The sequence below is a fragment of the Providencia alcalifaciens genome (genome assembly GCF_915403165.1).
Lineage (GTDB): Bacteria > Pseudomonadota > Gammaproteobacteria > Enterobacterales > Enterobacteriaceae > Providencia > Providencia alcalifaciens_C.
On record NZ_OU659204.1, the window covers coordinates 285,647 to 310,676 of the forward strand.

21 protein-coding genes and 1 pseudogene are annotated in these 25,030 nt (G+C 40.3%); 1 reads left to right on the top strand and 21 read right to left on the bottom strand.

The window, feature by feature from the left end:
- Positions 1 to 8: 8 nt before the first annotated feature.
- From LDO73_RS01260 to LDO73_RS01360, 21 genes and pseudogenes are all read right to left on the bottom strand, one after another.
- The gene (locus LDO73_RS01260; protein ID WP_224059842.1) at positions 9 to 2,501 is read right to left on the bottom strand and encodes a fimbria/pilus outer membrane usher protein; all 2,493 of its coding nucleotides are present in this window, start codon (positions 2,499 to 2,501) and stop codon (positions 9 to 11) included.
- A gap of 24 nt (positions 2,502 to 2,525) precedes the next feature.
- Positions 2,526 to 3,197, bottom strand: coding sequence for a fimbrial biogenesis chaperone (locus LDO73_RS01265; protein WP_224059843.1), 672 nt, complete (start codon positions 3,195 to 3,197; stop codon positions 2,526 to 2,528).
- 69 nt (positions 3,198 to 3,266) lie between these two features.
- Positions 3,267 to 3,797, bottom strand: coding sequence for a fimbrial protein (locus tag LDO73_RS01270; RefSeq protein WP_112835949.1), 531 nt, complete (start codon positions 3,795 to 3,797; stop codon positions 3,267 to 3,269).
- A 571-nt stretch (positions 3,798 to 4,368) separates the two neighbouring features.
- A complete protein-coding gene (locus LDO73_RS01275) occupies positions 4,369 to 4,626 on the bottom strand; it encodes a helix-turn-helix domain-containing protein (protein ID WP_263422580.1) in 258 nt (85 codons plus the stop codon).
- A 94-nt stretch (positions 4,627 to 4,720) separates the two neighbouring features.
- Positions 4,721 to 4,993 (bottom strand): helix-turn-helix domain-containing protein, encoded by a 273-nt coding sequence (locus tag LDO73_RS01280; protein WP_224059845.1) that lies wholly within the window; start codon positions 4,991 to 4,993, stop codon positions 4,721 to 4,723.
- 272 nt (positions 4,994 to 5,265) lie between these two features.
- A complete protein-coding gene (locus LDO73_RS01285; RefSeq protein ID WP_224059846.1) occupies positions 5,266 to 5,760 on the bottom strand; it encodes a fimbrial protein in 495 nt (164 codons plus the stop codon).
- 9 nt (positions 5,761 to 5,769) lie between these two features.
- Positions 5,770 to 6,285, bottom strand: a complete 516-nt coding sequence (locus LDO73_RS01290) for a fimbrial protein (RefSeq protein ID WP_224059847.1) — start codon at positions 6,283 to 6,285, stop codon at positions 5,770 to 5,772.
- 10 nt (positions 6,286 to 6,295) lie between these two features.
- The gene (locus tag LDO73_RS01295; protein WP_224059848.1) at positions 6,296 to 7,342 is read right to left on the bottom strand and encodes a fimbrial protein; all 1,047 of its coding nucleotides are present in this window, start codon (positions 7,340 to 7,342) and stop codon (positions 6,296 to 6,298) included.
- Positions 7,333 to 9,822: pseudogene (locus LDO73_RS01300) on the bottom strand (fimbria/pilus outer membrane usher protein). Before LDO73_RS01300 ends, LDO73_RS01295 begins: the two are co-directional and overlap by 10 nt.
- Positions 9,823 to 9,846: 24 nt before the next feature.
- Positions 9,847 to 10,518: a fimbrial biogenesis chaperone gene (locus LDO73_RS01305; RefSeq protein ID WP_224059849.1), complete on the bottom strand. Its 672-nt coding sequence runs from the start codon at positions 10,516 to 10,518 to the stop codon at positions 9,847 to 9,849.
- A gap of 69 nt (positions 10,519 to 10,587) precedes the next feature.
- A complete protein-coding gene (locus LDO73_RS01310) occupies positions 10,588 to 11,118 on the bottom strand; it encodes a fimbrial protein (protein ID WP_224059850.1) in 531 nt (176 codons plus the stop codon).
- A 470-nt stretch (positions 11,119 to 11,588) separates the two neighbouring features.
- Positions 11,589 to 11,852 carry a helix-turn-helix domain-containing protein gene (locus tag LDO73_RS01315; RefSeq protein ID WP_224059851.1) on the bottom strand — a complete coding sequence of 88 codons (264 nt, stop codon included), beginning with the start codon at positions 11,850 to 11,852 and terminating at the stop codon, positions 11,589 to 11,591.
- 23 nt (positions 11,853 to 11,875) lie between these two features.
- Entirely contained in the window at positions 11,876 to 12,382 is a 507-nt protein-coding gene (locus LDO73_RS01320) for a fimbrial protein (protein WP_224059852.1), read from the bottom strand.
- Positions 12,383 to 12,390: 8 nt separating this feature from the next.
- Positions 12,391 to 13,365 (bottom strand): fimbrial protein, encoded by a 975-nt coding sequence (locus LDO73_RS01325; protein ID WP_224059853.1) that lies wholly within the window; start codon positions 13,363 to 13,365, stop codon positions 12,391 to 12,393.
- A gap of 11 nt (positions 13,366 to 13,376) precedes the next feature.
- Positions 13,377 to 15,902 (bottom strand): fimbria/pilus outer membrane usher protein, encoded by a 2,526-nt coding sequence (locus LDO73_RS01330; RefSeq protein WP_224059854.1) that lies wholly within the window; start codon positions 15,900 to 15,902, stop codon positions 13,377 to 13,379.
- A gap of 22 nt (positions 15,903 to 15,924) precedes the next feature.
- Positions 15,925 to 16,593 carry a fimbrial biogenesis chaperone gene (locus LDO73_RS01335; protein WP_224059855.1) on the bottom strand — a complete coding sequence of 223 codons (669 nt, stop codon included), beginning with the start codon at positions 16,591 to 16,593 and terminating at the stop codon, positions 15,925 to 15,927.
- Positions 16,594 to 16,647: 54 nt separating this feature from the next.
- Positions 16,648 to 17,169 carry a fimbrial protein gene (locus LDO73_RS01340; protein ID WP_224059856.1) on the bottom strand — a complete coding sequence of 174 codons (522 nt, stop codon included), beginning with the start codon at positions 17,167 to 17,169 and terminating at the stop codon, positions 16,648 to 16,650.
- 304 nt (positions 17,170 to 17,473) lie between these two features.
- Positions 17,474 to 18,940, bottom strand: coding sequence for a nitrogen regulation protein NR(I) (gene glnG, locus LDO73_RS01345; RefSeq protein ID WP_224059857.1), 1,467 nt, complete (start codon positions 18,938 to 18,940; stop codon positions 17,474 to 17,476).
- Between the two features lie 9 nt (positions 18,941 to 18,949).
- The gene (gene glnL, locus LDO73_RS01350; protein ID WP_224059858.1) at positions 18,950 to 19,999 is read right to left on the bottom strand and encodes a nitrogen regulation protein NR(II); all 1,050 of its coding nucleotides are present in this window, start codon (positions 19,997 to 19,999) and stop codon (positions 18,950 to 18,952) included.
- 164 nt (positions 20,000 to 20,163) lie between these two features.
- The gene (glnA, locus tag LDO73_RS01355; protein ID WP_224059859.1) at positions 20,164 to 21,573 is read right to left on the bottom strand and encodes a glutamate--ammonia ligase; all 1,410 of its coding nucleotides are present in this window, start codon (positions 21,571 to 21,573) and stop codon (positions 20,164 to 20,166) included.
- A gap of 347 nt (positions 21,574 to 21,920) precedes the next feature.
- Positions 21,921 to 22,745, bottom strand: a complete 825-nt coding sequence (locus LDO73_RS01360; protein WP_224059860.1) for a helix-turn-helix transcriptional regulator — start codon at positions 22,743 to 22,745, stop codon at positions 21,921 to 21,923.
- 426 nt (positions 22,746 to 23,171) lie between these two features.
- Here LDO73_RS01360 and typA point away from each other — a divergent pair, with 426 nt between their 5' ends.
- Positions 23,172 to 24,995, top strand: a complete 1,824-nt coding sequence (gene typA, locus LDO73_RS01365; protein ID WP_224059861.1) for a ribosome-dependent GTPase TypA — start codon at positions 23,172 to 23,174, stop codon at positions 24,993 to 24,995.
- Positions 24,996 to 25,030 lie beyond the last annotated feature (35 nt).

Sequence of the window (25,030 nt, forward strand, 5' to 3'; positions counted from 1 at the left end):
TTCCTTTATTATTGGCAAACGGCAGTCGCTTTATATAAGCCAATATAATTCGGTAAGCCTGCCAAGTTATAACTCACTTGGCACTGCTGTTTATCGTTATATTGAATGGTAAATGAACCACTTTCAGGCATTCCCGACAGGTAAATTTCACCGTCATTGCCTACCAAGGCATTGAGCTGATTATTATTGGGGAAAATTGCCTGTGCCCCAAATGGCACCGGTTTGCCATCTTTGAAATGCAAAATCATGATGGCGCGATAGCCCACATTGGCATTAAAGCTGGCTTTGGCAATCGCTCCACGGCTGGGTGCCACATTTTGGGTGGTTAACTCCATTTCGGTATCACTTGGTAGTTTGCTGGTATCAATTTGAATCCCATTACTGCGATACGCGGTGACGTAAGGCACTAATGCATAGCCTTGCCCGTTGGTTTGGATACCCGTTTGGTTCAGTATCGGGACATTAGGCGCATCGGGAATTTCCACCAAAGCGGCTGTTTCACCCAGTTGCTGACCGAGAACTATCCCTTTGGAATGGGCGACTACACTACCGCTGGCACCGTAATACAGGTTGTAATTGTTGGTGCTGTAACCCGTACCACCTGAAACTTCCCCATACTGCCCACGGTAGCTGGCATTTAAGTTACCGGAAGTTCCTGAATTTCGTGTTGAAAAATTCTGCTGAACACTCCAATTTAAGCGGTTATCCAATTGCGTTGCCGAAATTCCCATGCTGCCCGAAGACCCATTGCTACTACTGTTTGTAGCGTTGAGGTTGTAATAGAAGGTGCTATCAAACACACTAAATGGCACGCTCACGGTAAAGGCAAATTGGTGATCATCATCCTTATTGCGCCCGCTGTTGTTCTGGCTCGGGTTGGTGTTTTTATTGTAGTTATAGTTCAGCCCATAACTGATATTGTTCCAGCTATTGTTATAGCCAATGGTCGTAGATTGCGTTTTACGATCGCTGTTCCAATAATCTTCACTCACAAAGCCCACTGACAACGAACCCCATCGGTCACCTAAACTTTGGCTGAGCGTAATTTCACCACGATTACGGCGGCGCTCATACAGTGGGTCAATTCCATTTTTACGGTATCCATCAAAGACTTCCGATAAGCTGTAGAAGCCTTGCGTAGAGTAGCGATATCCTGCGAGGGCGATGTTGGTACCAATATCATTCAGGTTTTTGTTATAGCGAAAACGGTAGGATTGCCCACTTTCGGTGGTGCCATTATTTAAGGTGGAATTGGCGTGGGTGACATCCACAGACAATGCCCCAAAGCGCCCTAAGTTTTGCCCCGCTCCCACAGAATAGGCTTGGTATTTATCACTCAGTTGGCTACCTCCAAAGGCGGTGAGCCCCCATGGCAAGCCATAGATCAAGGTGAATTGGGTGAATGGTTTTTTATCTACGCTGCTGTCATAACTGCGGTATTGCCCACCTGTTACACTATAGGAAACATAGCCTTCACGTTGTAAAACCGGTAAAGAGGCATACGGAATAATTTGATATTGCTCGCTACCATTGGCTTCTTTGATGGTGACGTGCAGATCCCCGCTACCGCCAGTGGGGTAGAGGTCGTTAATTTCAAACGGGCCTGCTGCCACATCTGTTTGGTAAATGGTGTAACCGTTTTGGCGAATGGTGATCTGTGCATTACTGCGGGCGATACCGCGTACCACTGGCGCATATCCACGTAAGCTCTCTGGGTTCATATCATCATCGGTCGCCAGTTGCACCCCACGAAATGGCACACTATCAAAAATATCCGATGGCGAAGTGCTATCCCCAAGGAATAACTGGCTTTTTATCGAATTGATATTGCGGCTTAAATAGGTATAGACCGTATCCCATTTATTACGCTGTCCGTCACTGCTTTGCCACGTGGTGTAGTTACGCAGACGCCAAGGACCGATATTGAGCCCCGGACGTAAGTTCACGTAGTTGGCATTGCTGCTGTTTTTATCGTTTTTACGGTCAGTATTACGAGAGCCGTTATAACTGTAATTAAGTAACAGGGCATTCACACCATTATCGATTGCAGCCAGATCCACATAACCACGCGGGTTCATGTTTAACGCAATCTGCGGAATGCTTAAATAGAGGCGCTGAGAGCCAAATTCAAACTCACTTTTCGCGTCAGGGATCGCAGATAAGTTAATACATTGGCTCGTTGACATATGTAATTCAGGGTAGTCACCCACTTTGACCCCCACATCTTTTAGATCTGAGAGGGTTAAGCAAGGTTCTAGTTCATTACTTTTATTGGTAGAAAAGCTGACACTTTTTGCGCCAATCAAGCTCTTATTAATGTAGATATCCACATAATATTGCCCCGGTAATTGTTCATTACGCTCAAACTGCTCTAAGTTCACCGATTCTTTATTGGGAAGCTCAAGGAACTCCGGGTCAAAATAGATTTCTGGTTCCGCTGGGGTCGTTGCAATATAGCCTAAGGCGACAAATAGGCTAAGGCATATTTTATTTATTTTCATAGATAAACCTAATTGTCATTAAGATTATATTTTTGCTTCAGCTGAATCATTGGCTGAGCCATAATCATTAATCACTTCCCAATTAATAGTACCGTGTAATTCAGGGCTATTAATGGTGAAGGACTTGCTTGAAAATGGGGCGACATACGAAATGTCATCTACTTTCTTGCCATTAAAGCTGACACTTTGAAAATTCATATAGTAGGGTGTCGGGTTTTTAACGGTGATAGATTTACTATCTTTTGACCATGTTAATTTTTTTTGCTCTTCCGCAAAGTCTACTTTGCTTATTAATTTAGGACGATAAATTAATTTCATCTGTGTTTTAAAAGCAATTTTTAATGAATTTTCAGATTTCTTTTCTGTTGCAGGAATTGTTTTTATATTTAGCCAAAATAGGGATTCCCTATCTTTAGGTAATGTGTTTTGAGTTAAAAAAATACGTAGAGTATTGGTTTTTTCTTGGTTTAAGCGAAAAAGTGGTGGCGTAATAGTAAAGTCCGTTTGCTTGCCTTCATTGGCATTTTCAATCCATGACTGAATTAGATAAGGAACATTATCTGGATTTTCCACACTAATGCTCACGTCTTTTTTCCCTTCAGGATAAATTACGCGGGTACCACCAATAATAACACCTGCATTGGCGGTATTGATAAGTGTGAAAAAGAAGATAAAAAAAACGGTTATTGATTTCATATAGCCACCACTGAGTTATAGCAAAAATAAATCACTAAGGCTTATATCCGTATAAACCTTAAATTGAAATTAGTTATAATTAATTGTGAATGTTGCCGTTGAGTTTGCTAAACCAGCACCGACAGCATCAGTCATTGCAATATAACGTGCAGTAAAATCTAAATTATTTACAACCGTTTCTTTAAGTGCATATTGGTTGGATGCCGTATATAAAGGAACGGTAATTCCTTTTGCGTCTTGAATTTGGATACCAACGCCCTCTGCTATGCCCGATGTACCTGCATTGGTTAATTGCAGAACACTGCTATTACCCGCATAAGAGACACCATCGAATTTTACCGTTGCCGAGGTAACTGCAGCTGGGCATTTTTCTAATTGAATAGAAAATTTGGTTGCTGCTGTTGTACTTCCTGTATTTGATAATGAATTCTTAGATACTTTACCTAAATTAACTTGAATAGCATCAGAGCCTGTCGCTAATTGGCATGCGTTATCTGTAATTTCACCGGTAAAATTAATATCGCCATCTTTTGCAAAACTATGGGCAGAAATTAATAAGGTGCTGGTTGCAATTAAAGATGCAATAACCTGATTTTTCATTTTTACTCTCCGAACCTAAATTCGATATTATTGGGGAAATATATTGATTTGCATGCTTACACAAATCGAGAGTATTTTGTGACTATTTTTACAAATAAACAAGGTGGGGTGAATTTAGATAAATATAATTAAATTATAAATTTAAAGTAAGTAATTGTTAAATTAACTCAATATGCGTTAATTTAAAGATTAAATGTTTTGAAATTTTATATTTTGTTGTTTTGGGTGGTGAGGTCATAAGGTAAAATAACGATATAAAACTAAAAATAATTATTCTGCAATTTTAAACTATAAGTCATCTCTCATATGGAGATTATTTAAATTTAAAGTTCGAAATAGGTTTTGTTTTTTTAAAATCATATCAAATACGTACCATCTAAAAAAGAGAGTAAATCTATTCATTCTTAAATTAATAGTCGAAATAAGTGCATGTGAGGATTTTTTACTCTAAAAATATAATGGTATAAGTCTGTCATTAATTATTTTTTTGCTAATTTTGGCCGGAGAGAAATCTTGGGAGGATACCTGCCAGTATCAATGATAAAAAAGATACCGGTAGGTAAATTAAGCATTATTTAAACAGTGAAAAATCTTGCTCTGGTGAAATCAACGATTCGGCCTGATAGCGAAGGCTGCGATCAGCCTTACAGAAATAATTAAAACCATCTTCTTGTTCAGTACCATCACAGACTAATTCTTTAATATCGACGTCTAAAATTTCAGCGATGGAATATAAGGTATCAACGTGAATACGCATATCGCCCAGTTCATGGCGGGAATGGTGTTGTTGGCTAATGCCCAATAATTTGCTTAACTGTTGAATGCTCATATTTCGCTCTTTTCTGAATGAGCGAATGCGAGCTCCAACAATTTTGGAGGTGTTCTTTTTCATTATAATGACCAATATTGATTAAGTAGAAATACTATATATTTTGAGATGTTTTAAGACTTTGCTTTATTTTTTCCCTTTCATTCTCATTAAATAAAAAGAAGTCATTAATACTCGTATTGAAATAAATAGCATATTGTTTGAGCCGATCAATCGATATTCGATTATTCCCACGCTCATAACGTAGCTGTTGCTGTTCACTAATTCCAATCGACTGAGCTACAGTGAGTAGGGATAGCCCTTTTTCTTTACGTAATTTTCGTATTTTATATCCAATAACAGCGGAGACTGGATAGCTATTTTCCATCAATTCACCTCTTTTTATTATTTGCGATATGTTAAATAAACTAACAGATAGCAAATGAATTTTATTACCTCAAAGATATGTTTATCAGTTATTTATATTGATATCTTGACTTAAATCACATCAATTAAAGTTATCCATTTTATATGGAGGTTAATAATTAAAATTTCAATTAGAGAATGCTATTTTTATCCTATTAATAATGCTTTTCATAATAAGAGCATTGTATTCAGATTATCTTTAACGGATAACCATATGAATATCATATTCCTTTATTAAGGATATATAACTGAAAACTCTAAATGGCTTTTAAAATCTCCAGCAGTAAACATAGGCTGTAAACTTACCATTCTTGCAGATAGTGGAATTTCTGCACTTTTAGTGGTGCTATTGATTGTAATATCTACCGTGCTGCCATTTTTAATCGTGGCTTTATTACTCGTTTTCGCGAGATGCAGCAAGCTGCCAGTGGAGCTCCCTGTATTCACAAAATAGTTATTGTCGATGGTATCGGGTGTTCCATTAATGCTGAATTTGGCATTTTTTGTTGTCACAGGGCAATCAACCAGTTTAATAGAAAAATCCACCCACGGGCTTTGGGCTGGGTTACGATAATTCCAACGATTTATCTTACCGAGCTCCACGTTATAACTGGCATTTTCTACTTTGCAGGGCATGGTAATCACATTGCCATGCACCTTAATATTGACGGTTTCTGCCATTACAGGTAGCGCTAATAATCCCAATACACTGAATAAAAATATTTTCATTATTCGCTCCTATAGATAAGTAATGGTGGCAGTAATATTGGCGGATAAGGTGCCTGCGGTACCATTACCGAGTGAGGATAATGCCCGTGTACGTAGAGGAACACTCACCAAAGATTGCCCATTGGTGGGAACGGTTAATTCTTTAGTATTACCGAGCGGCGTTGTGCCATCGCCACTTTGCAGTTGAATGGCAATATTGGTGGCGGTGCCGCTATTTTTATACAGACTGTTGATATCCGCGTTATCCCCTGAACCTGTGAAGGTTAATTTCACATTATTGATATATGCGGAGCAATCTTTTAATTCAATATTAAACGTTTTCCAAGGTGAGGCACCTTGTGCATGAATAAAGGAATCTAAACCTATATTCGTAAGGTCAACATCAATATTATTTCCAGCAGATAAATTACAGGTTGCTGATTTAATATTACCGGTAAAGTTTAGTTTAACTACGCTTGCGGAATAAGATAATAAAGGCATTCCTGTGGAGCTTAGGAATAAAAATAGCAAAATATTTTTTCTCATTATATGACCTTTATTCATAACGAATATTGACGGTTGCACTGGCATTTGCTGTGCCGGGAGTGACTGTATTTGATGTCTTAATATAACGGGCTTTCCAGCCAAAAATATAATCTCCTTCAGGTACATTATCTTGCTGTGTCCACTGGGTATTTAAGGCTATAGGGTTACTGGCATTATTTAATAATTGTACAGCAATGCCTGTGGCTTTATTGGAGCCAGTTAAACTTAGCTTACCTGTCGATGCATTATCGATAGCATCGGATGTGACATTGACTTTAATATTCGTCCCTGCAGCGCAGGATAAAGTAATTGGTATATCTATATTGCTACTCGTATCTCCAATATTTTTAAATTGGGTATCATACCAATCACCTAATTTAATATCGTAGGTGTCTTGTTTTAAAGAGCAATTCAGTACATTGATATAAATAGAGTTTGGTCTAATTGATAAAGTTGCATTCCGATAGAAGGTAGCACCTGCAGCTGCATTACGATTAGATTTTGTCGCGATCATGCCACTATTAATATATCCAGACTTAGTTACAGGGCCTGTTTTTACAAGAGTAAGCGTAAATTTAGCAGGACTTCCATGCTCAATGCCAAACGCACTTGAATCAGCAATCCAGGCTACATATGGAAAATATTTGGAGGATTCGCAAGTAGGGCAAGCAATTGATGGAAATCTAACATACTGAGAAATCCCTAAGATGTTAGTTGCAAAAGGAGCTTGAGATGCATACCCATTAGCATAAGCAGTTTGCATATAGAGTGTCCCAATATTGGGGTTTCTAGACGCTAAACCTTTACACTGGGCATTAAAATCTTGACCTCCATTATTTACGAAGAAACTTAATGGAACATTAGAGTTTGAACTAATTGTTTCTAGATTCCCTGTAAAGGTACTATCAAATGGGATAGTAATAATATGGTTACCCTCTATAAAAGCTTCTCTAATAGGCTGGCCTGAATAACAGTTATAAGCAGCATTAGCTTTGCCTATGCCGAAAAGTAAAATAATAGTCGAGGTTAATAATGTGATGATTTTCATTACTGGCATACCGCCTCCATTTTATATAAACCAATATAATTCGGTAATCCCGCCAAGTTATAATTCACTTGGCATTGTTGCTTATCGTTATATTGAATCGTAAATGAACCACTTTCCGGCATTCCTGACAGATAAATTTCTCCGTCATTACCTACCATCGCATTGAGCTGATTATTGCTTGGGAAAATTGCCTGCGCCCCGAATGGTACCGGTTTGCCATCTTTAAAATGCAAGGTCATGATGGCACGATAGCCTACATTGGCATTAAAGCTAGCTTTGGCAATTGCCCCACGGCTTGGTGCCACATTCTGAGTGGTTAACTCCATTTCGGTATCATCCGGCAATTTACTGGTATCAATTTGGATACCATTGCTGCGATATGCAGTGACATACGGCACCAACGCATAGCCTTGCCCGTTGGTTTGGATACCTGTTTGGTTCAGAATCGGGACATTAGCGGCATCGGGGATTTCCACCAATGCTGCGGTTTCACCCAGTTGCTGACCGAGAACTACCCCTCCAGAATGAGCGACCACACTGCCGCTGGCACCGTAATACAGGTTGTAATTATTGGTGCTGTAACCCGTGCCACCGGAAACTTCCCCATATTGCCCACGGTAGCTGGCATTTAAGTTACCGGAAGCCCCAGAATCGCGGGTTGGGAAGTTTTGCTGAGCACCCCAGTTCAAGCGATTATCCAGTTACGTTGCCGAAACCCCCATGCTGCCCGAGGAGCCATTGCTACTGCTGTTCGTGCCATTAAGGTTGTAATAAAAAGTGCTATCAAACAGGCTAAATGGCACGCTAACCGTAAAGGCAAACTGGTGGTCATCGTCTTTATTGCGGCCATCGTAGTTATTTGGGTTGGTGTTTTTGTTATAGCTATAATTCACACCATAGCTAATGTCGTTCCAGCTATTGTTATAGCCAATGGTTGTAGACTGGGTTTTGCGATCGCTATTCCAGTAATCTTCGCTCACAAAACCTACCGACAAGGAGCCCCAGCCGTCACCTAAACTTTGGCTAAGGGTAATTTCTCCGCGGTTACGGCGGCGCTCATGCAAGGCGGTAAATGCTTCTTTTCGATAGCCATCAAACACTTCCGACAAGCTATAAAACCCTTTAGTGGAATAACGATAGCCCGCTAAAGCGATGTTAGTGCCGATATCATTCAGGTTTTTGTTATAGCGAAAGCGGTAGGATTGTCCGCTCTCTTTTTCACTGTTACTGAGGGTCGAACTGGCGTGGGTGACATCGATAGATAATGCACCAAATCGCCCTAAGTTTTGCCCTGAGCCGATGGAGTAAGCCTGATATTTGTCACTGACTTGGCTTCCGCCAAACAGAGTCACCCCCCAAGGTAGTCCGTAAGTTAGTGCAAATTGCGCAAAGGTTTTTTTATCTACGCTGCTGTCATAACTGCGGTATTGCCCGCCCGTCACGCTATAGGAGAGATAGCCTTCCCGTTGCAAAACAGGCAAAGAAGCAAAGGGGATAATTTGGTACTGTTCACTACCGTTGGCTTCTTTAATCGTGACGTGTAAATCACCACTACCCCCTGTAGGGTAGAGATCGTTGATTTCAAACGGACCCGCTGCCACATCGGTTTGGTAAATGGTGTAACCGTTTTGACGAATGGTGATCTGCGCATTACTGCGCGCAATACCCCGTACCACTGGCGCATATCCACGCAAGCTTTCTGGGTTCATATCATCGTCAGTGGAAAGCTGCACCCCACGAAACGGTACACTGTCAAAAATATCGGACGGTGATGAGCTGTCCCCAAGGATCAGCTGACTTTTTATCGCATTGATATTACGGCTTAAATAGGTATATACCGTGTCCCATTTATTGCGTTGCCCATCACTACTTTGCCACGTCGTGTAGTTGCGCAGACGCCACGGACCGATATTCAGTCCCGGGCGCAAGTTCACATAGTTGGAATTGCTGCTGTTTTTATCGTTTTTACGATCGGTATTGCGCGAGCCGTTATAACTGTAATTGAGTAACAGCGCGGTGATCCCATCGTCGATCGCCGCGAGATCCACATAACCGCGCGGGTTCATGTTCAATGCAATCTGCGGAATGCTCAAATACAGGCGCTGAGAACCAAACTCAAACTCACTTTTGGCATCAGGGATAGCAGATAAATTAATGCATTGGTTACCCGCGATTTGCAGCTCAGGGTATTCCCCGATTTTAACCCCAACATCTTTCAGGTCAGAGAGCGTTAAGCAAGGCTCCAGTTCATTATTTTTATTGGTGGAAAAGCTAACACTTTTTGAGCCAATCAAGCTCTTATTAATGTAGATATCCACATAGTATTGCCCCGGTAATTGTTCATTACGCTCAAACTGTTCTAAGTCCACGGATTCTTTATTCGGTAGCTCAAGAAATTCAGGATCAAAATAGGTATCCGTTTCTGCCGAAGACGTCGCAATATAGCCTAGAGATAAAAATAGGCTAAGGCATATTTTATTTATTTTCATAGATAAACCTAATTATCCTTAAGGCTATATTTTTATTTCTACTGGATTATTAGCGGAACCATAATCATTAATGACTTCCCATTTAATGGTTCCGTGTAATTCAGGATTATTTATATTGAAATTTTTCTCTGAAAATGGGGCAACATAAGAAATATTCTCTGCGCTCTTTCCGTTAAATTTAATACTCTGGAAGTTCATGTAATAAGGGGTTGGGTTATTAACAGTAATGACTTTACTATTTTTCGACCACTTAAGTTTATTTTGTTCTTCATTAAAATCGACATTCGCTAGTGAATCAGGGCGATAAATTAATTTCATCTGAGTTTTGAATGCGATCTTTAGTGAGTTTTCTGATTTCTTCTCTGTTGCAGGAATTGTTTTTACATTTAACCAAAATAAAGATTCTCTATCTTTAGGTAGAGTATCTTGAGTTAGAAATATACGTAGCGCATTTGTCTTTTCTTGATTTAAACGAAAAAGTGGTGGCGTAATGGTAAAGTCCGTTTGCTTACCTTCATTGGCATTTTCAATCCATGATTGAATTAAATAAGGAACTTTATCCGGATTTTCCACGCTAATGCTCACGTCTTTCTTCCCTTCAGGATAAATGACGCGGGTACCGCCAATAATGACACCGGCATTGGCTGTACTGATGAGTGTGAAAAAAAAGATAAAAATAGTAATTATTGATTTCATATAGCCACCACTGAGTTATAGCAAAAATAAATCACTAAGGCTTATATCCCTATAAACCTTAAATTGAAGTTAGTTATAATTAATTGTGAATGTTGCCGTTGAGTTTGCTAAACCAGCACTGACAGCATCAGACATCGCAATATAACGTGCGGTGAAATCTAAATTATTCACAACTGTTTCTTTTAGGGCATATTCACTGGATGTTGTATATAAAGGAACTGTGATCCCTTTAACGTCTTGAATTTGAATACCAACATCTTTAGCAATTCCAGATGTTCCCGCGTTGGTTAACTGCAGAACGCTGCTATCACCAGCATAAGAAACACCATCAAATTTTACCGTTGCAGTGGTCACTGCTGCAGGGCAATTTTCTAATTGAATGGAAAACTTAGTGGCAGCGGCAGTACTACCAGTACTGGCTAATGATGTTTTAGAAACTTTACCTAAGTTCACTTGAATAGCATCAGAACCGGATGCTAACTGACAGGCGTTATCGGTAATTTCGCCTGTGAAATTAATATCACCATCTTTGGCAAAGCCATTAGCAGAAATTAATAAAGTTCCTGTTGCAATTAACGATGCAATAATCTGTTTTTTCATTTTAACTCTCCGAACTGAGTTCGATATAAAATATAATTTCGTGAATGTTTTTCGCTTGTGAATTAAAGCTTAAGTATTTTGTGTTTGTTTTTATAAATAAACAAGTTTGTGTTTTTTTAGAGTTTAAATTTCATATTTTGTCACGGTTGTTTATTTTTGATTTGAATTCACTATAGGGGTTGGGTTTTTATTTTGGTTAATTTGAAAAAATAAAATATTAATAATTTCAATTTAAATGCGATTGGAAAATAAAGATTAAATAGTAGTATTTGTTTTTAAATGTGAGATTGTGCAAAAGCACGCGTTATGAGTTGGAATGGTGAAATTTTATCTTAAATGTAAAATTTTGATGGCAGGTTTTGACGTAAAGTAATGTTCTTATTTATACATTGGATTATTTTATATGCAGATAAATTATCCTATTCCAATCATGAAATAAGACTAGTCTCTTTGCGTGTATCTTATAGTGATTATTTTTTATTAAGATAATGCAAAATAAATTTTTTCTCCGCTTCACTAAATATAAAAAAGCTTAATAAACTAATCTCAAAATAATTGGCGTATTGTTTTAGTTTATCGACGGGAATTCGATCTTTTCCTTTTTCATATTTCAATTGTTGAAATTCGCAAACACCAATCTCATCAGCTAATTCTTTTAATGATAAATGATGATGTTCACGAATCAGTTTTATTTTATGTCCAATAATTTCGGATATTGTATGATTTTCATTCATAAACAAACCTTTGTGGTATGTGATTAGTTATAGGTCATAATAAACTCGACATGGCTGCGAAAAGTTCCCGCAACCATGGCACTATTCAAGCTAGTGACACGTGCAGAAAAAGGAATTTCAGCTTGGCGAGTTTGTAAGTTAATTGGGGTTGTAATTTGGGTTCCGTTTTTTACACGGCTTAAACGGGTTCCCGTGACTAAATCTAATGCCACATTTTTTGCTGTGCCACTGTTGATAAAATAATCTGCATTAGTGGGCGCGGCTGTTCCTGTTAACGTCATAACAGATTCGCGGGTATTACTAGGGCAATCTTTTAATTTAATACTAAAACTTACCCATGGAGCTTGTTGACCATTGCGAAGGTTTGCAATGTTAGTTGTTTTCAAATCAATCACATAATTAGTTTGTTCTATCTGGCAAGGAGCCGCTTTTATATTGCCTTTAAAATTTAAAGTGATGCTATCTCCTGCTACACAGTAGAAGCTTAATAATGGTCCAAAAAAAATGAAAGAAATCCAGTTACTTTTCATCGTCGCTCCTATTCATAGAGAATATTAACAACAGCGGTGGAGTTAGCTACTCCTGGGGTAATCGTCGGAGCTGTTTGTATGTAGCGTGCTTTCCAGTTAAATAGGTAATCCCCATTGGGGACATTATCTTGTAAGTTATTTTTGTAATTTAAACGAATGGGATTACTATTTTTATCTAAAAGTTGAATGGCAATGCCCGTTGCTGAGTTATTACCGAATAATTTTAGTTTTCCTGTTGTTTCATCTACATATCCCGCATTACTGGTGATTGTTGCTTTTATATTGGTACCAGCCATACAAGTAAGGACGACAGGAATTGCAACGGGGGTACTTGTGTCGTTAATGTTCTTAAATTGGTTTTCATTCCAATCCCCCATATCAATGTTGTACGTTTTGCTTTTTGTTGAGCAGCTTAATACGTTAATACGAATAGCGTTTGATGACATATTGAGGGTAGTTAAATACCACGTTGAATTGGTTGGTCTGGTATTTGTTTGGTACAGCTGGGCGACGCGTCCAGAAGTTAACGTACCCGCTTGTGTTATTCTTCCTGTTTTTCTGATCACGATACGCCACTGAGTGTCAGTAATATTCCAGTTTGGAGGGTTTCTACCCGGAATAAAAAAATTGAACCAAGTATTTGCTCCTGTTAGTACTGCCATACTGATGCCAGGAATATTTGTTGGGGCAAAATTGTTTACAGGTGTCCAACCATTAACAAACCGACCATGCAAGTCAGTGGTACCGCAATCCCTACCGTTACTGGCATTAGTATCCATTGGTCCTGTGCCGTAAGGTATTACGATGGTATCTAAATCTTTAACCGTTATATCATCATACATAATGCTGAATGTTCGATTTGGTACAGTGAACTGTAAATTCATAAATCTAGGATTTTGAATACATGCAGCAGCTGCATGTTGCGAATACAGAAATAAACTCATCAACATAAATATCAGTTTTAGTGAAACAGAACGGTACATATAAGCCTCTTTTAATGGCAAATCGCGGTTGTTTTATATAAACCAAGGTAATTGGGTTGATTAACTAAACTGTATTTCACTTGGCAAAGAGGTTGATTATTAAATTGAATATCAAAACTCCCTTGTTCACTTAATCCAGATAAGAAAATTTTACCGTGAGCATCGACCATACCTATCGCAACACTGCTATCTGCGGATATTGCTTGTGCCCCAAATGGAACAGATTGCCCATTATTCATAGTCAATGTAATAAATGCACGATAGCCAAGGTTTGCTTGGAAACGCGTTTTGACGAGAGCACCCCGGCTAGGCACAACGGTCTGGCTTGTTATTTCCATCTCGGTATTGTCTGGTATATCGGAGACATCAATCCCAATCATATTTTTACGGTAAGGGCTAATATTAGGTACTAATGCATAACCTTGAGCATTTGTGCTCACGCCAGCGTTATTGGTAATTGGGATATTGGGTGCTTGAGGAATTTCAACTAAAGCCGCGGTTTCACCGAGTTGTTGACCTAAAACAATCCCCTCGGTATGAATGACTGCGCTGCCAGTTGCACCATAGTAGAGGTTATAGTTATCGCGAGTATATCCACTTCCTCCATTGATTGAGCCAAGTTGACCTTTATAACTCGCGTTGAAATTGCCAGTATTCTGTCGGTTATCATTGGTATAGCCTTGCTGCATGCTCCAACTGAAACGATTATTTAGCTGAGAAGCGGAAATACCGAGGATGCTTGAGTTACTGTTTTTATTGCTAAAGTTCGTATTGAAATTGAGGTAGGCAGTATCGTCAAAAAAATCAAAAGGAATGCTGATGGAAAAAGCAAATAAGTGATTAGCATTATGATTGAATGCTGGGTTAACAAGTGTTTGATAAGAATAAGTATTTCTATCGTAGGTATAGTTAAAACTATAGCTAATTGATTCCCAACTATTGTTATAGCTAATATTGGATGATTCTGTTTTGCGATGGCTATTCCAATAATCTTCATTAATATAACTAACAGAAACTGAACCATAATTATCCGATAAACTTTGGCTAATGGATGTTTCTATTCGATTACGGCGTCGTTCAATTTGTGGAATAGAATCAGTGTTTTGATAGCCATCAAAAACTTCAGATAAGCTGTAGTAGCCGCTAGTTGAGTAGCGATAACCCGCTAAGGTGATATTTGTACCCACTTGGTTGAGATTTTTATTGTAGCGAAATCGATAGGATTGCCCTTGGGTAGCAGCGCTATTCTTGGGAGTGGAATTAGCATATGTGATATCAACAGAAAGTGCGCCAAAATCCCCTAAGTTTTTACCCATACCCAATGATTGGGCTTGATAGTTATCACTATATTGAAAGCCCCCATATGCGGTCATACTATTCGGTAATCCATAGACTAGAGACAATTGTGTAAAATCTTGTTGATCGACATGGTTGTTATAAGAGCGATACTGTCCCCCCGTCACACTGTAAAATAGATAGCCTTCTCGCTGTAAGATGGGTAACGATGCGAAGGGAACAATTTGATATTGTTCAGAGCCATTCGATTCCTTAATCGTCACATGTAAGTCACCACTGCTACCAGTAGGATATAGGTCATTGATTTCGAAAGGACCTGCAGCAACGTTGGTCTGATAAATAATATAGCTATTTTGTCGAATAGTAATTTGTGCGTTACTGCGTGCAATGCCCCTTACTGTTGGTGCATATCCCCGTAAACTTTCTGGGTACATTTCATTGTCAGTGGCTAATTGAATTCCTCTGAAGGGAACGCTGTCAAAAACCATCGAAGGCGAGACGCCATCACCTACGGTTAGCTGGCTTTTGATTGGGTTAATATTACGGGTGCCATACGTGTAAACATTATTCCATTGACTGGGCTGGTTGTTATTGTTCGACCATGTGGAGTAGTTGCGAAAACGCCATGACCCCCAATTAATGTTCGGGCGTAAGTTAATATAGTTTGTTGTCGTGGTGCCGTTGTTCTTTCGGCTGTGATCTTTTGACCCACTGTAGCTGTAGTTCAGCATTGCAGCATTGATGCCATTATCCACTTTAGATAAATCGATGTAGCCTCTAGGGTCATTGTTCAAGGCGATTTGCGGAATGCTGAGATATAAGCGTTGGGTATTAAAATCAAACTCACTTGTTGCATCTGGAATCGCTGATAAATTTGCACAAGTGGATTGGTCGTTTTGTAGGGCGGGAAAAAGCTCTGTATTGATACCAAATTGCTTTAAATCAGTTAAAGATAGGCATGGTGTTAATTTATTCTGGTTGCCTTGATTGAATAATATTTTTTGAGCATCAATGTAATTTTTATTTACATAGATATAGACAAAATAGCTACCAACTAACTGATTTTGATTCTCAAATAGAGATAAGTCGATATTCTCTTTATTTCTACCTTCTAAAAAATCGGGTTCAAAATAGTCGATATCATTATCAGTTATATTTCTATCATCTTTCTGTGTTTTAGTGGTGGCATGAGAAAATGTTATATTTAAAAAACACAAAAAAATAAAAATATATATTTTCATTTCCACCTCACAGTACGAAAATTTAGATGCTCTTTTCTGTAACCTTGGTTGAAGCACCATAATCATTAATCAATTCCCATTTAATTGTTCCATGAAGGCTGGGATCGCTGATGCTGAAGGAGGATGAAGAGAAAGGGGCAACGTAAGTAACATTTTTCAAGTTAGTTCCATTAAAGGAAATTCGTTGGAAGTTGATATAATAAGGTGTTGGGTTTTTTACTGTTAATGTGTTTTTTGTTTTAGACCATATCATCTTTTTCTGTTCATTATTAAAATTAACATCTTTTAATGATGATGGTCGATAAATGAGTTTCATTTGAGATCTAAAAGCAATTTGTAATGAATTTTCTTTAAATTTCACTGCGGGAATGTTTTTAATATTTAGCCAGAATAGCGATTCTCGATTGTTGGGTAATGTATTCTCGGTTAAAAAAATACGTAGTGTATTTGTGTTTTCTGCTGGAAGTTTAAACAGCGGTGGCGTAATAGAAAAAATTGACTGAGGATTATTTTCACCATCATCAATCCATGATTGAATTAAATAATCGATTTCATCAGGGTTTTCAATGATTATACTCGCATCTTTGACGCCTTCATTATAAATAACACGAGTTCCTCCAATAATGACGCCACCATATGCAGTTGTTGCGAGAGTAAAAAATAATATAAAAAAATAGAAATAGCTCTTCATATTTACACCATCAGTATTGGATCAATTTTATTGATATTAATTATTAAGGTTAACCTAGTTATAAATAATCAAAAAAGTTGCAGAAGCGTTGGCTGAGCCTGGCGTAACTGGTATCGCTTTGGCAATATAATTGGCAGTGAAATTAAGGTCATTTTCAACATTCGATAATAAAGGGTATTCACTGGATGGTGACAATAAGGTGATGACTGTATTTCTGTAATCGGTAAGTTGAACGCCTACGCCTGTTGCATTTGACGTGGGCTTTAAGGCGATAACGGTATTGTCATTTGTGTAAGGTGTTGCATCAAATGAAACCTTCGCGCTTGTGATAGCGATAGGACAATTAATTAATTTTATTGTAAATGGGACTGATGTTGATTTACTTCCTACACTAGGTAAATTAGCTTTCGGAATTTGACCTAGATTGACTTGGATGTTTTTTGATTCAGTTTTTACTTCACAGGCTTGGTCAATAATATCGCCTATAAACTCAATGTTTCCATCAGCAGCAAATCCAGAATTAATAAATAAAAATCCTATGCCAATAGTTAGGGTTTTAAATGAAAGTGCTTTCATTTGATTATCTCCAAAAAACAATTATTGCATTATTATAATGCTCTCCTTATTATTTTAGATGATTTAATTGATATTCGCTTCTATTTTGGTGTGATTTTTTATTTGAATGTGTTTTTATCAATATTATATATTCAACATAAGATTGGTTTTGTTAATTTGACCTTTATTATTAACTATTTTTGTTATTAGTGATGTTTTTTGATGATCTTGATTTGATTGATTGCTGTTAAATGATTTCATTATTGGTTTTGAATATGAAACCAATAATGAAATAAGAGTGATAAAATGGAATAATTTTAATTTGTTAATCTTCTATTCCAAGTTCTTTTAATTTACGTGTTAAGGTATTCCTTCCCCAGCCTAATAAGCGAGCCGCCTCTTGCTTATGTCCATGAGTATATTTTAGGGCACAATTGAGCATTGTTTTTTCGAGTAATGGCATGGCATCATTAAATAAATCTTGCTTGCCTTCGTTTAAAGCAGACTCAGTCCATTTTTCTAATAGATCAAACCAAGTAAGGTCAGGATCATAAGGATGGATGGAGGATGACGCAGGATCTTTCGCTAACTTGTTGGATTCTTGCTTATTAAACAGATCGCTCGGTAAATCTTGTGGAAGTACCTCTTGGCTGGCTGCCATCACGGTTAACCAACGGCAGACGTTCTCCAATTGACGTACATTTCCCGACCAAGAATAGCGTTGAAGAATTTTAATGCTGTCAGGATGCAGAACTTTGCTTTCTACCCCTAACTCTTTGGCGGTATTTTGCAAAAAGTAATGGGCGAGGCGAGGAATATCTTCAACGCGTTCACGTAATGGCGGAAGCTGCACGCGGATTACGTTCAGTCGATGGAATAAGTCTTCGCGGAATAATCCGTCTTCCACACGCTTTTCTAAGTTTTGATGCGTTGCGGCGATAATCCGCACATCGACCTTAACAGGGGTATAGCCACCAATTCGGTAAAATTGCCCTTCAGCCAGTACCCGCAATAAGCGCGTTTGCACATCCAGAGGCATGTCGCCGATTTCATCAAGAAATAAGGAACCTCGATTTGCTTGCTCAAAACGTCCTTGGCGAACTTGGGATGCACCGGTAAAAGCGCCTTTTTCGTGACCAAATAGCTCGGATTCAATTAAATCTTTTGGAATAGCCGCCATATTTAAGGCGATAAACGGTTCATTCGCGCGTGGGCTGTGTTGATGCAACGCGTGGGCAACTAGCTCTTTACCTGTACCGGATTCCCCGTTGATAAGCACACTAATCGAGGAGCGGGAAAGACGCCCAATAATTCGATACAGCTCCTGCATGGCAGGGGCTTCACCGATCATCGTAGACGAAATGACGGGAGCCTGTAGTTTATCACTTGCTGCACTATTTTGTTCACGGATATGGTTTTGCTCACGACTGTGGTTCAGCGCTCGCTCAACTAAAGCGACGGTTTCGTCGATATCAAAAGGCTTAGGGAGATAGTCAAAGGCACCAGATTGATAAGCATTTACGGCGGCATCTAAATCTGAGTGTGCGGTCATGATGATAATCGGCAGTAATGGGTGAGACTGTTTTAGTTGGCTAAGCAAAGCAAGCCCGTCCATGCCCGGCATACGAATATCACAGAGCAATACGTCAGGGACGTCATTGTTGAGGGCGGCAAGTACCGCATCGGCGCTGTCAAAACAGGTGCAATTAAGTTCGGCACTGTTGAGCGCTCGCTCCAGTACCCAGCGGATTGAACTGTCATCATCAACAACCCAGATTTTTCCCTTCTGCATGGTTATCTCCTATTTTTTGATGGGTAGATAAATAGAAAACTCGGTATGACCCGGCCAACTGGTAAACTCAATTTTTCCCGCATGTTGATCCACTAAACTGCGTGCGATAGATAAGCCTAAACCGGTGCCATCAGGGCGACCGCTGACCATCGGGTAAAATAGCGTATCTTGAATAGCGAGTGGAATACCGGGGCCGTTATCTTCAATATCAATCCGTGCGGCGAGCCTATAGCGCTCTCCTTGCAGCATCACTTGAAATGCGGTGCGGGTGCGTAAAGTGATGGTGCCACCCGTCTCGCCAAGAGCTTGCAAGGCATTGCGGGTGATATTGAGCAGCACTTGCTCCACTTGGTCTGGATAGTATTCCAAATCAGGAAGGCTTGGGTCGTAATCACGAACCAGCGTGACATTGCCCGGTTTTTCTAATCCGACTAAACGCATCACATTTTCCACACTATGATGGATACTTTGCTCAGTTTTTGGTCCCGGATATTGAGGACCTAATAACCTATCGACTAAGGCTCGGAGGCGGTCGGCTTGCTCAATAATCACTTGGGTATATTCATTTAGCTGCGGGTCGGGCAGCGCCTTAGACAATAATTGCGCCGCGCCACGTAATCCCCCCAATGGGTTTTTGATTTCATGGGCAAGCCCACGGATCAATTCACGGGCAGCAAGCTGCTGAGCATTTTGCGCCAACTCTTGGCTAAGGCGTCGCTGGCTATCCAATTGGGACAGTTCGACAAGAATAAATTGGTCGGATAAAGGCTGAGCACTCAAAGACATCATGTGAGAATGGTTATTGAGCACCAGCGTCACTTCGTTTTCGGTAAAACTGTGACCGGTTTTGAGGCTATTAAGCATCTGCTCATCATTTAATGAACAATAGTTGAATAGCAAAGGAAGCGGGGTGCCATAGAGCTTACGTGGGCTTTGTGCCAAAATTTGTAAGGCCGCATGATTGGCATAATGGATGATTAAATCGTAATCCAGCACTAATACGCTGTTAATTAAGGAATCGAGGAGATGTTCGGGGACAGGTAAATGCTCGGCTTTCATGTAATATTGCTCCTGCACTATTTTGGTGCATTATACGTTATTTACTGATTAACCGATACGTCGAAGCCAATATTTGCTGTTTATCACTCGGTGCAGAGAAAAGGCCCCATCCAAAGATGGGGCAAGTGCTTCACGGCAACAAAGACTATCAGTGGAACGGCGTGTTACGCACTGTAGTACATTTCAAATTCGAGTGGGTGTGGTGCCATACGAACGCGTTGGATATCAGCACGCAGTAATTCGATGTAAGCGTCGATAGCGTCGTCAGTAAATACACCACCACGAGTTAAGAACTCACGGTTTTTATCCAGTTCAGCCAGTGCTTCTTCTAAAGAGCCCGCAACTGTTGGGATCTCTTTTGCTTCTTCTGGCGGTAAGTCGTACAGGTTTTTGTCCATTGCATCGCCTGGGTGGATCTTGTTGATGATGCCATCAAGACCTGCCATTAACTGAGCAGCAAACGCTAAGTATGGGTTAGCAGCAGGGTCTGGGAAGCGAACTTCGATACGACGCGCTTTGGTGCTTGCGACCACTGGGATACGGATAGAGGCAGAGCGGTTACGTGCAGAGTAAGCCAGCATTACAGGTGCTTCAAAACCTGGGACTAAACGCTTGTAGGAGTTAGTTGTTGGGTTAGTGAATGCGTTCAGTGCACGAGCGTGTTTGATGATACCACCGATGTAGTACAGCGCCATCTCAGATAACCCGCCGTATTTATCGCCAGCAAATAGGTTCACACCACCTTTAGATAAAGACATGTGGCAGTGCATACCGGAACCGTTATCACCAACTAATGGTTTTGGCATAAAGGTCGCAGTCTTGCCGTATGCGTGTGCAACGTTGTGGACAACGTATTTGTAAATTTGAGTCTCATCCGCTTTTTTGGTCATGGTATTAAAGCGAGTTGCAATTTCGTTTTGACCTGCAGTTGCCACTTCGTGGTGGTGAGCTTCAACCACTAAGCCCATCTCTTCCATCGTGGTACACATAGCTGAACGTAAATCTTGTGATGAGTCTACTGGTGGTACTGGGAAGTAACCGCCTTTTACTGCTGGACGGTGACCTTTGTTACCGCCTTCGTATTTAGTGCCAGTATTCCATGCGGCTTCGATATCATCGATGTGATAGTAGCTGCTGTGCATGCTGTTGCCGAAGCGAATGTCATCGAACACGAAAAATTCTGGTTCAGGCCCAAATAACACTATATCCGCAATGCCGCTAGAGCGCAGGAAATCTTCAGCGCGTTTAGAGATAGAGCGAGGGTCGCGATCGTAACCTTGCATAGTGCCTGGCTCTAAAATGTCGCAACGAATGATTAAGGTATTATCGGCGTAGAATGGGTCTAACATTGCGGTAGATGCATCTGGCATTAATACCATGTCAGACTCGTTAATGCCTTTCCAGCCACCGATGGATGAGCCATCAAACATTTGACCTTCTTCAAAGAAGTCTTCGTCAACTTGATGAGCAGGGATAGTGATGTGTTGCTCTTTACCTTTGGTATCAGTAAAACGCAGATCAATAAATCTTACATTGTGCTCTTCGATTAACGATAAAACATGTTTAGCGGACATTCTCGGCTCTCCTGGTCGGGTCTAATCAACTTACGCAGCAATTAAGGTGTGCATAAGTTGGTTTATCTGGCTTCGCAAGATTAATGATTATTTCATTAACAATATTGCAAGCTCTCTAGGGTTATATAAGCGAAAAGCGTGCCAACTTTTAAAATCATCGTAAATGGGGGTGATGACAAGAAGATGGCAATGATTAGGCTAAAAAACAGTCTATCACTGCGCTGTATTGGTGCAAGCAAAAGATTTATCGCACTAATATGGTGCAATTAAGGGCGGGAGAAACAAAAACGGCGCAGTGCCATTGATTGGCTCCACACCGTTGGTATGTTTAGAGATATAAAAAAGGTTTATTCGTCATTACTGTCAGTTAATAACGTATTCACTTCTTCAATTTGTTTGACCGCATCATTGATGATCGCCGCAATTTGATGAGTTTGCTCTTCATTTAATTGCTTGAGCACCATTTTATGGCGAAGCAGGGCTTTAAAACGGCTTACGGCCATTTCGATATCTTCCGATAAGTTGCTGCCTTGCTGTAACTCACGGGCTTTCGCTAATTTACGGGTGATAACGGCTTCAGTTTCTTTATTCTGTGCGAGGTGTTCAGCCCCTTCAGGAGTAATAGAGAAGCTTTTGCGATTACGCTCTACAATTTGGGATTCCAAAAAGCCTTGTTCTTCTAATAGCGTTAAGGTTGGATAGATGACACCGGGACTTGGTACATATAAGCCATTAGACGCTTCTTGGATATCTTTGATGATTTCATAGCCATAGCTTGGTTTTTTTGCCACTAAAGAGAGCACCATAATGTGCAGATCTCCATGGTCAAATAGGCGACGTAGGCCTTTGCCGCGCCCGCGACGACCCTCGCCGTGACAGCCTTCACCGCGTCCACGACCATGACGACCCTCGCCGTGGCAGCCTTCACCGCGTCCACGACCATGACGACCTTCGCCGTGACAGCCTTCACCATGTTCACGACCATGACGACCTTCGCCGTGGCAGCCTTCACCATGTTCACGACCATGACGACCTTCGCCGTGACAGCCTTCACCGTGTTCATGACCATGACGTTGTTCTTGGTGTTCGCCATTATGGCAGCAGCCACCGTGCCCTCGTTGATGTTCGTCATGATGTGAGGAGTAAACATGACGGCATTGATGTATTCTCATAGGAACCTCTGTTATTATTTCGATATATCTAAATTTCGTTTATAGGTTCACTTTATTCCGATATATCTAAACTGTCAAATTAGATATATCTAAATAATAAAAAATGCATTGAAATGAGTGATAGGCGAAGAAAGTTTATTTTTTATTCTTTTTTTCGGCTGCTAATATTTCCTTTTTAGCGTATTATCCTGCCACTTTGTGATTTTCTAGTGCTGATAATTGCTATTTTTTTGAGCATCTTTGCACGACGACGCAACTGAATGTTTTTTAGCTAAAAACTTTTTTAATAGTGATGGCTTTCACATTTATTCCACTTGTGTGGAAAAACGTGTAAAATAACAGCAAATTAACGTAGAAAGTATGCTTTGGGCATTACAACAACTCATAAAGCATATTCCTTTCCTGTCAATTAAACGGTAAAAATCCTTGTCAATTCAAAACTTAAGAAACATCGCCATCATCGCTCACGTTGACCATGGCAAGACAACACTGGTTGGTAAATTACTGCAACAGTCCGGTACTTTCGGTGAACGCGAAACTGTTGATGAGCGTGTTATGGACTCCAATGACCTGGAGAAAGAGCGTGGGATTACAATCCTTGCTAAAAACACCGCTATCCAATGGAATGGTTATCACATCAATATCGTAGACACCCCAGGCCACGCCGACTTTGGTGGTGAAGTTGAACGTGTTATGTCCATGGTTGACTGCGTTCTGCTGGTTGTTGATGCGATGGACGGCCCAATGCCACAAACTCGCTTCGTAACGCAAAAAGCGTTCGATCACGGTTTACGTCCAATTGTTGTTATCAACAAAGTTGACCGCCCAGGCGCGCGCCCGGATTGGGTTGTTGACCAAGTATTCGACTTATTCGTGAACTTAGGTGCAACGGATGAGCAATTAGATTTCCCAATCGTTTATGCTTCTGCATTAAACGGTATCGCAGGTCTTGAGCATACCGATATGGCTGAAGACATGACTCCACTGTACGAAGCTATCGTGGAACACGTTGAGCCACCAGCAGTTGATCTGGATGGTCCATTCCAGATGCAAGTTTCGCAGTTAGATTACAACAGCTACTTAGGTGTTATCGGTATCGGTCGCATCAAGCGTGGTATTGTTAAACCTAACCAACAAGTGACTGTTATCGACAGCGAAGGTAAGACTCGCAACGGTAAAATCGGTAAAGTTCTGACTCACTTAGGTTTAGAGCGTATTGATTCACAACAAGCTGAAGCAGGCGACATTGTTGCACTGACTGGTTTAGGTGAACTGAATATTTCTGACACTATCTGCCAAGTGGGTAACGTTGAAGCACTGCCTGCACTGGCGGTTGATGAGCCTACAGTTAGCATGTTCTACTGTGTTAACACCTCTCCATTCTGTGGTAAAGAAGGTAAGTTCGTTACTTCACGTCAAATCCTTGATCGTCTGAATAAAGAACTGGTTCACAACGTTGCACTGCGTGTTGAAGAAACTCAAGATCCAGATGCATTCCGCGTTTCTGGTCGTGGTGAGCTGCACTTATCTGTTCTGATCGAAAACATGCGTCGTGAAGGCTTCGAATTAGCCGTTTCTCGTCCAAAAGTTATCATTCGTGAAATCGATGGCCGTAAACAAGAGCCATTCGAACAAGTGACTTTGGATGTTGAAGAACAAAACCAAGGCGATGTGATGAAAGCGTTAGGTGAGCGTAAAGGTGACCTGCGTGACATGATGCCAGACGGTAAAGGTCGTGTACGTTTAGACTACATCATTCCTAGCCGTGGTCTGATTGGCTTCCGTACTGAGTTCATGACGATGACTTCAGGTACTGGCTTACTGTACTCTACATTCAGCCATTACGACGATGTTCGCCCAGGCGAAATCGGCGGCCGTCAAAACGGTGTTCTGATCTCTAACGGTCAAGGTAAAGCAGTTGCATACGCACTGTACAGCCTGCAAGATCGCGGTAAGTTATTCTTAGGTCATGGTGCTGAAGTGTATGAAGGCCAAATCATCGGTATTCACTCACGTTCTAATGACCTGACTGTTAACTGCTTAACCGGTAAAAAACTGACTAACATGCGTGCATCAGGTACTGATGAAGCAACAACGCTGTCACCACCTATCAAAATGACTCTGGAACAAGCTCTTGAGTTTATCGATGATGATGAATTAGTTGAAGTAACTCCACTGTCAATTCGTCTGCGTAAGCGTCACTTGACAGAGAACGATCGCCGTCGTGCAGGTCGTTCTAAAGAAGATTAATCGTTAGTCTTTGAAATAGGCATTGAGTTTTGAAT